This window comes from Pseudonocardia sp. SID8383, assembly GCF_009864975.1.
GTDB classification, from domain to species: domain Bacteria; phylum Actinomycetota; class Actinomycetes; order Mycobacteriales; family Pseudonocardiaceae; genus Pseudonocardia; species Pseudonocardia alni.
In genome coordinates this window covers 1-10,895 of sequence record NZ_WWFY01000385.1, presented here as the reverse complement: position 1 = coordinate 10,895, position 10,895 = coordinate 1, and the positions used below count along the sequence as shown (strand labels likewise).

At 74.5% G+C, this 10,895-nt stretch carries 10 protein-coding genes; 8 read left to right on the top strand and 2 right to left on the bottom strand.

Features of this window, described 5'->3' with window-relative positions:
- The coding region (gene cobT / locus GTW08_RS32935) for a nicotinate-nucleotide--dimethylbenzimidazole phosphoribosyltransferase (RefSeq protein ID WP_346009885.1) at positions 1-1,540 on the bottom strand (1,540 nt) is incomplete at its 3' end.
- Between the two features lie 127 nt (positions 1,541-1,667).
- On the opposite strand from cobT, the gene GTW08_RS09485 reads away from it, so the two are divergent.
- The 6 genes from GTW08_RS09485 to GTW08_RS09460 all read left to right on the top strand — a co-directional run bounded on the left by GTW08_RS09485 (position 1,668) and on the right by GTW08_RS09460 (position 7,307).
- Entirely contained in the window at positions 1,668-2,027 is a 360-nt protein-coding gene (locus GTW08_RS09485; RefSeq protein WP_253067602.1) for a YchJ family protein, read from the top strand.
- Between the two features lie 54 nt (positions 2,028-2,081).
- Entirely contained in the window at positions 2,082-2,729 is a 648-nt protein-coding gene (locus GTW08_RS09480) for a hypothetical protein (RefSeq protein ID WP_073574972.1), read from the top strand.
- Between the two features lie 86 nt (positions 2,730-2,815).
- A complete protein-coding gene (locus GTW08_RS09475; RefSeq protein WP_073574973.1) occupies positions 2,816-4,084 on the top strand; it encodes a DUF222 domain-containing protein in 1,269 nt (422 codons plus the stop codon).
- Between the two features lie 50 nt (positions 4,085-4,134).
- Entirely contained in the window at positions 4,135-5,319 is a 1,185-nt protein-coding gene (locus tag GTW08_RS09470; RefSeq protein ID WP_073574974.1) for a CaiB/BaiF CoA transferase family protein, read from the top strand.
- A 63-nt stretch (positions 5,320-5,382) separates the two neighbouring features.
- Complete coding sequence (locus tag GTW08_RS09465) at positions 5,383-5,865, top strand: DUF4188 domain-containing protein (RefSeq protein WP_073574975.1); 483 nt, start codon at positions 5,383-5,385, stop codon at positions 5,863-5,865.
- Positions 5,866-5,909: 44 nt separating this feature from the next.
- The gene (locus GTW08_RS09460) at positions 5,910-7,307 is read left to right on the top strand and encodes a sugar porter family MFS transporter (protein WP_073574976.1); all 1,398 of its coding nucleotides are present in this window, start codon (positions 5,910-5,912) and stop codon (positions 7,305-7,307) included.
- On the opposite strand, the gene GTW08_RS09455 is transcribed toward GTW08_RS09460, so the two are convergent.
- Positions 7,288-9,591, bottom strand: a complete 2,304-nt coding sequence (locus GTW08_RS09455) for a molybdopterin-dependent oxidoreductase (RefSeq protein WP_304580080.1) — start codon at positions 9,589-9,591, stop codon at positions 7,288-7,290. The two genes, GTW08_RS09460 and GTW08_RS09455, sit on opposite strands and share 20 nt — an antisense overlap.
- A 53-nt stretch (positions 9,592-9,644) precedes the next feature.
- Here GTW08_RS09455 and GTW08_RS09450 point away from each other — a divergent pair, with 53 nt between their 5' ends.
- Both GTW08_RS09450 and GTW08_RS09445 read left to right on the top strand, forming a co-directional pair.
- Positions 9,645-10,160, top strand: coding sequence for a mycothiol transferase (locus tag GTW08_RS09450; RefSeq protein ID WP_073574978.1), 516 nt, complete (start codon positions 9,645-9,647; stop codon positions 10,158-10,160).
- 27 nt (positions 10,161-10,187) lie between these two features.
- A partial coding sequence (locus GTW08_RS09445) for a LysR family transcriptional regulator (RefSeq protein ID WP_161151780.1) occupies positions 10,188-10,895 on the top strand: 708 nt, incomplete at its 3' end.

Here is a 10,895-nt window from a genome sequence, read left to right as displayed (position 1 = left end):
GCTCGGCGGAGCGGTGCCCGCCCAGGCAGTAGCCGACGACGTCCGGCGCGAACGCGGCGGCGACCAGGGCGGCGGAGCCGGCGATGACGCCGTCGAGCACCACCGGGACGCGCAGCGCGGCGGCGCCCAGGACGAACCCGGCCAGCCCCGCGTGCTCCAGCCCGCCGACGGCGGTGAGCACCCCGAGCGGGTCGGCCGGGTCGGGCCGGTGCAGCTCCAGGGCGCGGCGCACGACGTCGGCCTTGCGGGCCAGGGTCTCGTCGTCGACGCCGGTGCCGCGCCCGGTAGCGACGGCCGGGTCGGCGCCGGTGAACGCGCACACCAGCGCGGCCGCGGCGGTGGTGTTGGCGATGCCCATGTCCCCGGTGAGCAGGCAGCGGTTCCCGGCGGCGACCAGGTCGCGGGCGACCTCGATGCCGTGCTCGAGCGCGGCGCGGGCCTGCTCGCGGGTCATGGCCGGGCCGGTGGTCATGTCGGCGGTGCCGCGGGCGACCTTGCGGGGCAGCAGGCCGGGCACCGGGTCGAGCCCGGCGGCCACCCCGACGTCGACGACGAGGACCTCCGCCCCGAGCTGGCGGGCGAACGCGTTCACCACCGCACCGCCCGCGGTGAAGTTCGCGACCATCTGTGCGGTGACCTCCTGCGGCCACGGGGTGACGCCCTGGGCGTGCACGCCGTGGTCGCCGGCGAAGATCGCGACCGCGGCCGGGGACGGCACCGGCGGCACCTCGGCCCCGGCGATCCCGGCGAGCGCGACGGCCACGTCCTCCACCCGGCCGAGCGCGCCACGCGGCTTGGTCATCCGGTCGAGCCGGTCGAGGGCCGCGGCCCGGGCGACCCCGTCGACCGGTGCGACGGCGTCCACGGTGGACTCCAGCAGGGCGGTGGGCGCGGCGCCGGGCAGCCCGCGGGCGCCCCAGGTGTCCTGGTGCACCGCCCAGTCCAGCGGGCGCCGCCGGGCCCAGCCGTGCTGCTCCAGCTCGGGCCGGTCGGGGAAGGCGTCGACATGGCCGACGCACAGGTAGGCGACGACCTCGACGTGCGCGGGCAGCCCGAGCAGCGCGCCGAGCTCGGTGAGGCCGTCGTCGCCGAAGAACGACACCCAGCCGACCCCGAGGCCCTCGGCGCGGGCGGCCAGCCACAGGTTCTGCACCGCGAGGGCGGCGGAGTACGGACCCATCTCGGGGCGTTCGTGGCGGCCGAGGGTGTGCCGGCCGCCACGGGTGGCGTCGGCGGTCACGACGACGTTCAGCGGGGTCTCGCGGATCGCCTCCACCCGGATCGCGCGCAGCGCCTCGGCGCGGGCGGCGGGCAGCGACGCGGCGTAGCGGTCGCGCTGGGCGGAGACGAGGGCGTGCACGCGCTCGCGGACGCCCGCGTCGCGGACCAGGACGAAGTCCCAGGGCTGGGAGAACCCGACGCTCGGGGCTGCGTGCGCGGCCTGCAGGACGCGGGTGAGGACCTCGTCGTCGACCGGGTCGGGCCGGAAGCCGGTGCGTACGTCGCGGCGGGAGTGCAGGACGTCGTAGAAGTCCGTCACGTCGGCATTCCTCCTGCGGTACACGGCTCGGCGACGGATGAGACGACCACACGTCCGTAGAGGTGGTCAACTGTCCCTTCGGGTCGGTCGGGCACCTCACATGCCGGATGGGGCATGCTCGACGACCGTGCTCTGCCCCTGCGGTACCGGCCGCCCCGAGGACACCTGCTGCGCCCCCGTGCTCGCCGGGCGCCCCGCCGCCACGGCGGAGGCGCTGATGCGCAGCCGCTACACCGCCTTCGTGCGGGGCGACCGTGCGTACCTGCTGGCGTCGTGGCACCCGTCGACGCGGCCGCGACGGCTGCGGCTGGAGCCGGGGTCGGTGTGGACGGGGCTGGAGATCGTGGCGCGCTCGGGCGGGACGATGTTCTCCACCGACGGGACCGTCGAGTTCCGGGCCCATCGGACGGACGGGGTGCTGGCCGAGCGCAGCCGGTTCGTCCGGGAGGACGGGCGGTGGTTCTACGTCGACGGGGACGTGGAGTAGGTAACACCCCGTCCCCCGGCGACGACTCCGCGTGGACTCACGGGTGGGGGACGGTTGGCACGGCACAAGGAGCGCGGCCCGGACGGGCGGTTCGTGAAGGCGAGCACGGGCGTCGGGGCGTTGCTGCTGGCCCTTTGGCTCGCCGTGTCCGGCGGAGGCCTGGGCGGCGGCGCCGCCGGCGGGGTCGCCGGGTCGGGTTCGTCGGCTGCGGCAGGCTCCTCGGGGTCCGGCGCATCGGCCTCGCGGAGCGTCCGGGCGAAGAACCGCAGCCAGGACGGGACGGCACGACGGCTGTCCCGCGCGGGGCGGGAGGTGCACCGCCTCGGCGGCGACGTCCGGACCGACTGCGGGTCCGTGTCCTACGGTCGCGTGCGCGACTTCTTCGTCGGGACCCCGTGTGTCGGGGTCGGCCGGGCGTCGTTCGAGGTGCGGGAGGGTGGCGCGCGGGTGGTGGTGGCCGTCGCCGCGGTCGAGATACCCGGAACGGCCGACGCGATGGGATTGAAGCGCCTCGTCGACACCTACGGCACCGGCAACGTCCGGGAGCTGCGGACACCGCGTGGGGTGCGCTGGACGGGGCGCCACTACACCTCGGGGCGCGATGACGTGACGGTCGTGAACGCCCAGGCCGAGCCGATCGGTGCCTCCGCCGTGGCAGCGCGGCTGGCCGACGCGGTGGCCCGCGACGCCGCCCGGAGCTGAGGTCCGGGATACCGGGGACGGCGAACGGCCCTCCACCTGCGGCGACTGAACTTGTATCGAACATGTGTTCGATTATACTCGGTGGCGTGACCGTGACCCACGAGCCTCCCGTCCACGCCCCCGGCGTGGACGGGCGCGGGTTCGCGTCCGGTGAGCTCGCGCTGCTGCGGCTCCTGATCGACCAGGTCGTCGACGACGACGTCTCCGTGCTCTCCGAGGCCGACCTGATCGACCAGATCCGGCAGATCGAGTCCCTGCAGTCGTCCCTCGCCGCGCTCCAGGCGACGCGCATCCGGGCGTTCGCCCAGGCACACGTCGAGAACAGGCTCACCGACGACCGCGCCGACGCCGACGAGCTCCATCGCAGTGTGGTCGCGCAGGTCCAGCTCGCCTGCCGCGTCTCCACGGCCGAGGCCCGCACCCGGGTGGCGAACGCCCGGGACCTGTACGCCGGGTTCGGTCGTGTCCGGGACCTGCACATAGCCGGGCAGCTCAGCGCCGCGAAGGTCTCCGCGATCGCAGTCGAATGCCGTGACCTCGATGCGCGCCGGCGCAGGCAGGTCGATGCCCGTCTCGCCCTGCACGACCTGACCCGCCTGGGCATCGGACGGCTCCGCGCGATGACCCGCCGGCTGGTCGCCGAGATCGCCCCCGACCGGTTCCGCGCCCGCGTCCACACCGCCCGAGCCGAACGCCGGGTCACGCTGCGGCCGGCGCCGGACGCGATGAGCTACCTGACCGCCTACGTGCCGGTCGAACAGGGCGCCGCCTGCCTCGCCGCCCTCCGGAAAGCCTTCGTCGAGGTCCAGGTCAACCCCGCGCCGCTGACCCGCACCCGCGGACAGGTCCTCGCCGACACCCTCGTCGAACGCGTCACCGGACAGACCACCGCCACCGCGGTGAACCTCGAGGTCCAGGTCACCGTCCCGGTCCAGGCCCTGCTCGACCCCACCTCCCCGCTCCCCGCGGAGATCCCCGGCCTCGGGCCCGTCCCGGCCGATCTGCTCGCCACCTCCGACGGGACGAAGGCGCTGCGCCGGCTGCTCACCGACCACGGTCTGGTCACCGGCGGCGACTCCCGCCGACGCACCTTCACCGGCCTGCTCGCCACCCTGGTGAGGGCCCGTGCGGAGAACCGGTGCACCGAGCCCTACTGCGACGCACCCGTCCGCCACCTCGACCACATCCACCGCACCGCCGACGGCGGCCGCACCGAGCTGGACAACGGGCGGGGGGTGTGTGAGTTCCACAACCACGTCCGCGAACAACCCGGCTGGCGCGTCGCCCGTGGACCCGCCGGGGTCACGACCACCACCCCCACCGGACACACCTACCTCGCACCCGACCCACCGTGAGCCGCGTCGCGACTGTCGCCGGTGCGGCGACGCGGCTAGCGTGCCGGGACGTGGATCATTCCCCGCTCGGCGACGACCCCACCGGCGGACCGCTGGACGGCGTGCTGGTCGCCGACTTCTCCCGCGTCCTCGCCGGACCCTACGCCACGATGATGCTGGCCGACCTCGGCGCGACGGTGATCAAGGTCGAGGGTCCCGGCGGCGACGACACCCGCACCTGGAAGCCGCCGGTGGTCAGCGACCCCGAGCAGGGCGACATCTCCACCTACTACCTGTCGATCAACCGGAACAAGCGGTCCGTGGTGCTCGACCTGACCGACCCGGGCGACCTCGCGGCGGCACGCGAGCTGGCGCGGCGGGCCGACGTCGTCGTCGAGAACTTCCGGCCGGGCGGCGCGGCGCGGTTCGGGCTGGACCACGACAGCGTCTCGGCCGGCAACCCCGGGGTCGTGTACTGCTCGATCACCGGGTTCGGCGCCCGCGGCGGCGCCCACCTGGCCGGCTACGACCTGCTCGTCCAGGCGGTGTCCGGGCTGATGAGCCTGACCGGCGACGTCGACGGGCCGCCGTTCCGCGCGGGGGTCGCGGTGTTCGACGTCCTCACCGGCCTCCACGCCGCACTCGCGGTCGGCGCGGCGCTGCGGCACCGGGAGCGGACCGGGCAGGGCCAGCTGCTGGAGACCAACCTGCTGTCGGTCGCGATGTCCACCCTGGTCAACCAGACCGAGGCCTACGTCGCCGCCGGCGCGGTCGGCCGCCGGATGGGCAACGCCCATCCCAGCGTCTTCCCGTACCAGCCGATGCCCACCGCGGACGGTGACCTCATCGTCATCGCCGGCAACGACGGCCAGTTCCGCAAGCTCGCGACCGTCCTCGGCGACCCGGCCATGGCCGAGGACCCGCGCTTCGCGACCATGTCCGACCGGATCGGCCACCGGGAGGAGATCGAGCAGCGGCTGCGCGCCCGCCTCGCCACCCGTACCGCCCAGGAGTGGTACGACGCGATCACCGCCGCCGGCGTGCCCTGCGGCCCGATCAACACCGTCGACGGCGGTGTCGCCCTCGCCGAGGAGCTCGGCCTCGACCCGGTCGTCCGGGCCGACGACGCCGCCGCCGTCCCGACCGTCCGCAACCCGGTCACCTGGTCGGTGACCCCACCGTCCTACCGCCGCTCTCCCCCGCCGCTGGGCGCCGACTCCGCCGAGGTCCGGGCCTGGCTCGACCAGAACGGATAGCGCCACTCGCCGCCATCGGATAGTCTCGGTATCCACACAGCACCGTGACGAGGGAGTGGACCGATGGCGCCGTACACCCGCACGACCAACGAGCCGACCGACGGGCCGGTCGTCGTGTTCCTCATCGGCATGCGCTTCAACCGGCCCTGGAAGGTCCGGGCCTGGCTGCCGGTGGTGAGCGCGATGTCCGGGATGCTGCGTGAGCTGGAGCGCGACCCCGCCCACGGGCTGCTCGGGACCCGCCCGGGGATCGGCCCCGGCGGCCCGTTCCTCGTGCAGTACTGGCGCGATCGCGAGTCCCTCTACGCCTACGCGAGCGACACCGCGGCGACGCACCGGCCGGCCTGGGCCGCATTCAACCGCCGCGCCCGCCGCTACCCCGGCGCCGTCGGGATCTGGCACGAGACCTTCGTGGCCGGGGAATTCGAGACGATCTACGGCGACATGCCGCCGTCGGGGCTGGCGAAGGCACTGGGCGTGCGGGAGATCGACGCCGCCACCGACGGCGGCCGCCGCCGGCTCGACGCCTCACGACACGCCGCCTGACGTCTCGTGTTGCGGGCCGTAACGGGCCACCGGAGGATCGGCCGATGAGTTCGGGGGCGCAGACGGCGAAGCGGCCGTCGCAGTGGGCGATCTGGTTCTTCGGGGCACTCGGCGGGATCCTGTGGGGGTACGACACGGGCGTCATCTCCGGGGCGATCCTGTTCATCCCCGACGACATCCCGCTGTCGTCGCTGGAACAGGGCACCGTGGTGTCCGGGCTGCTGGTCGGCGCGATGCTCGGGGCGGGCGTCTCCGGCAAGCTCGCCGACACCCTCGGCCGGCGGCTGCTGATCCTGCTCGGCGGGATCGTGTTCGTCATCGGCACGCTCGGCGCCGCCCTCGGGGTGAACGTCGCGATGCTCGTCGGGTTCCGGTTCGTGATGGGCGTCGGCATCGGCATCGTGTCGGTGGTCGTGCCGATGTACCTGTCCGAGCTGGCCCCGGCCCGCATCCGCGGACGGCTGACGTCGCTGATGCAGCTGCTGGTGACCGTCGGGATCTTCCTGGCCTACGTCACCGACTTCGCCTTCGCCGAGTCCCGGGACTGGCGCTGGATGATCGGTCTCGGCGTGATCCCCGCGGTCGTCCTCGCCATCGGCATCTACACCCAGCCGGAGAGCCCCCGCTGGCTGGTCGCGCAGAAGCCCGACGGCGGCGAGGAGGACGCGCGGGTCGTACTGGAGCGGCTGCGCGGTACCCCGGAGGCGGCCGAGGCCGAACTGTCGGAGATCCGGGAGAGCGTGCGCGTCGAGCGGGAGAACACCGAGAAGGTCGCGATCGGGACGCTGTTCTCCCCGCGGCTGCGGCGGCTGACCCTCATCGGGATGCTGCTGGTGTTCTTCCAGAACTTCGTCGGCATCAACACGATCATCTACTACGCGCCGACCCTGCTCACCGACGTCGGCTTCGGGGCGACCGGCGCGATCGGCGCCAACGTGGGCATCGGCGCGGTGAACATGCTGATGACGCTGCCCGGGATGTGGTTGATCGACCGCGCCGGGCGACGCCCGCTGCTGCGCTGGGGCGCGGTCGGCATGTGCGTGGCGATGATCGTTCTGGCTGTCACCAACCTGGTCGGGTTGGAGCAGGGACCGCTGCTGCTCGGGCTGACGCTGGCCGGGATCGTCGTCTACATCGCCTCGTTCTCGATCTCCTGGGGCCCGGTGCAGTGGGTGCTGCTGCCGGAGCTGTTCCCGCTGCGGGTCCGCGCCGGCGCGGTCGCGTTCTGTGTGACGTTCAACTGGCTGTTCAACATGACCGTCGCGCTGCTGTTCCCGTCGCTGCTCGAGGCGTTCGGCGCGGGCTGGAACTTCCTGTTCTTCGCGATGACGACGGCGGCCGCCTACATCTACGCGACCCGGCTGCTGCCCGAGACGAAGGGCCGCAGCCTGGAGGAGATCGAGAGAAGCCTGGCCCAGCCGGTCACGGCGAAGCCGGCGTGACCGGCGGGGTGTGCGCGGTGACCTCCGGGGCCTCGTGGCGGTACGGCTCCACCGCGACCGCGCACAGCTGACCGCTGCACCCCTGCGCGAAGCCCGACGTACCCCGGTCGCGGGTCACGGCGTTCGGGTTGCCGTGCACGCAGAGGCCGTCGTCGCCGAGCTCGGGACGGTCCGGGTCGGGACGCGGGTCCCACCACGCCCCGGTCGGCAGCTGGAGCACGCCGGGCCGGATGTCGTCGGTGACCCGCGCCGCGGCCAGACAGGCGCCCCGGTCGTTGTGGAGGCGGACGACGTCGCCGTCGCCGATGCCGAGCCGGGCGGCGTCGTCGGGGTGGATGCGCACGACCTCGCGCCCGGAGCGTTTCGACCCGGCCGAGTGGGCGCCGAAGTCGAGCTGGGAGTGCAGCCGGGTCGCCGGCTGGTTCGAGACCAGCCAGAACGGGTGCCGGTCGTCGGGGACCTCGGTCGGCTCGATCCACGCCGGGTGACCGGGGTGGTCGGGCAGTCCGAGCGCGGCGATCGGGCCGGACCCGACCTGGACGCGGCCGGACGCCGTCGGCAGCGGGTGCGCGACGGGGTCGGCGCGGAAGCGGGCCAGCACCCCGCCGTCGTCGGGGCGCTGGGGCAGCTCCAGCTCGCCGCGCTCCCAGAACTCCTCGAACGACGGCGCGTCGAGCCCGCGGTCCGCCAGGCCCTTACGGGTGCGGTCGTACATGTGGACCAGCCACTCGTGCGACGTCCGGCCCTCGGTGAAGGCCTCGCCGTGCCCGAGCCGCACGGCCAGGGCGGCGAGCACGTCGTAGTCGTCGCGGGCCTCGCCGTGCCGGGGCACCAGCTGCTTCATCGCGACGACGAGCGGGTCGGAGCTGGTGGCGCCGATGTCGTCGCGTTCGAGGGTCGTCGTGGACGGCAGCACGACGTCGGCGTGCCGCGCGGTGGCCGTCCACATCGGGTCGTGGACGACGAACGTGTCCAGCTCGGCGACCGCGCGTCGCATCCGGCGCAGGTCCTGGTGGTGGTGGAACGGGTTGCCGCCGGCCCACCACGCCATCCGCACGTGCGGGTAGGTGTGCCCGACGCCCTGGTAGGAGTAGGTCTCCCCCGGGTGCAGCAGCATGTCCGCGACCCGCGCGACCGGGATGAACGAGGTCACCGGGTTCGGCGCCCGGGAGAACGTGGGCACCGGCACCGAGTTGCGCCTGCGCCCGTAGTGCCCGAGCGACCCGAGGCCGTAGTTGAAGCCGCCGCCGGGCAGCCCGATCTGACCGAGCACCGCAGCGAGCGCCGTCCCGCCCCAGACCGGCTGCTCGCCGTGCTCGGCGCGCTGCAGCGACTGCGCGACGGTCACCAGGGTGCGGCCGTGTGCGATCCGCCAGGCCAGCTCGCGGATCGTCGCCGCCGGGATGCCGGTGACGCCCTCGGCCCACGAGGCGTCCTTCGCCGGGGCGGCGAACAGGTACTCGCGCAGCCGGTCCCAGCCGTCGCAGTGCGAGGCGAGGAAGTCGGTGTCGGCCCGCCCCGCCTCCACGACGGTGTGCATGAGCGCCAGCATCAGCGCGACGTCGGTGCCGGGCCGGATCGGCAGCCAGGTGGCGTCCACCTCCTCCGGCAGGTCCGGACGCAGCGGGCTGACCAGCACGAACACCGCGCCCCGGTCGCGGGCGGCGCGCATGGCCCCGCGCTCGACGTGCCGGCTGACCCCGCCCGCGGCGATCGCGGAGTTCTTCAGCGCCATCCCGCCGAACGCGACGACGGTGTCGGTCTGCGCCGCGACCTGGTCCCAGGTCACCGCGTAGCGGGTCACCGCGTCGAAGGTGCCCAGCACGTGCGGCAGCACCACCTCGGCGGCGCCGCCGGAGTAGGTGTTGACCGAGCGGGTGTAGCCCCCGGTCAGCGCGAGGAACCGGTGCAGCTGGCCCTGGGCGTGGTGGAAGCGCCCGGCCGACGCCCAGCCGTAGGAGCCGCCGTAGACGGCCTCGTCGCCGTGGGTGGAGCGGACCCGGTGGGTCTCCTCGGCGAGCCGGTCGAGCACGGCGTCCCAGGACACGGTGCGGTAGCCGTCGCGCCCACGACCGGGGTCACGGCCCGGGCCGCGGTCCCACCAGCCGCGGCGCACCGCGGGCGCGGCGACCCGGGCGGCGTGCCCGACGGCCGCGGGGATGTTGTCCAGCACCGGGGACGGGTCCGGGTCGCCCGGGTGCGGGCGGACCCGCAGCCTGCTGCCGTCCCACCGGGCGTGGAACACGCCCCAGTGCGCGCTGTGGGTCCTCACGTTCTCGGTCACCACCGACCACCGTAACCCGCATGCGGGGGCCCGCATACGGGAAAGCCCGTCCCATGACGACGACCGCTGAACTGCTGACCGACCACGTCGGCCGGATCGACGAGCTCGTGCGCGAGGTGGTGGACGGCCTGTCCGAGGCCGACCTCGCCCGCCGCCCGGAGGGTGCGGACGGCCCCGGCAACCCGATCGGCTGGCTGGTGTGGCACCTGCTGCGGGTGCAGGACGACCACGTCGCCGAGGCGTTCGGGTCCGACCAGGTCTGGACCGGCGAGGGCTGGGCGCAGCGCTTCGGCCTGGACCTCGACGTCGCCGACACCGGGTTCGGTCACACGTCGTCGCAGGTCGACGCCGTGCGCACGACCGCGGACCTGCTGTCCGGCTACGGCGCGGCGGTACACGAGCGCACCGTCGGGCACCTCGCGGGCCTCGCGGACGACGACCTGTCCCGCGTCCTGCCGCCCACCTGGGGGGAGAACGTGACCCTCGGCGAACGCCTGGTCAGCGTGGTCGGCGACGACCTCCAGCACGCCGGTCAGGCGGCCTACCTCCGCGGGCTGCTCGGGGTGTGACCCCGCCCGCCACCTAGGCTGGTCCCGATGGCCACCGCACCCGCACGCGTCCCCGACCTGACCGCTCTCGCCCTGCTCCGTGACATCGCCTGCACCGGGAGCATGTCCGCCGCGGCCGAGGGGCTCGGGCTGACGGTGCAGGCCGCGTCCGCGCGGATCCGGGCCGCCGAGCAGCAGGTCGGGGGCCCGGTGCTCGAACGTGCACGCCGGGGGCGGCGGTCCAGCAGGCTCACCACCCGCGGGGTCCTGCTCGTGGAGTGGGCGGGCCCGCTGCTGGCAGCCGCATCCGATCTGGACGTCGCGGTCGCGGCACTGCGCGACGAGCCGGCCGGGGAGGACACCGTCGTCCTGGCCGCGAACCCGGTGGTCGCGGAGTGTCTGCTGCAGGCCTGGCTGGTCGAGCTGCGCGACGGTCCGGGCGGGCGGGTCGTGCTGCGCGACACCCCGGATCCGGCGGCGGCGGTCCGGTCCGGTGACGCGGCGGTCGGTGTGGTGTCCACGCCCGGCCCGCTGGAGGACCTGCACGCGGCGACGGTGGGATCGGACCCGCTGGTGCTCGTCGTCGCCCCCGGCCACCCGTGGGCCGGGTCCGACGGCGTCGACGCCGCACAGCTGGCCGGTACCCCGCTGCTCACCCGTCCGCCCGGTGCCGGGGCCCGGCCCGCGCTGGAGTCCGTGCTCGACGCCGCCGGTGCCGGGGAGCCCGTGCCACCGCGGCGCGAGTACGCCGCGGAC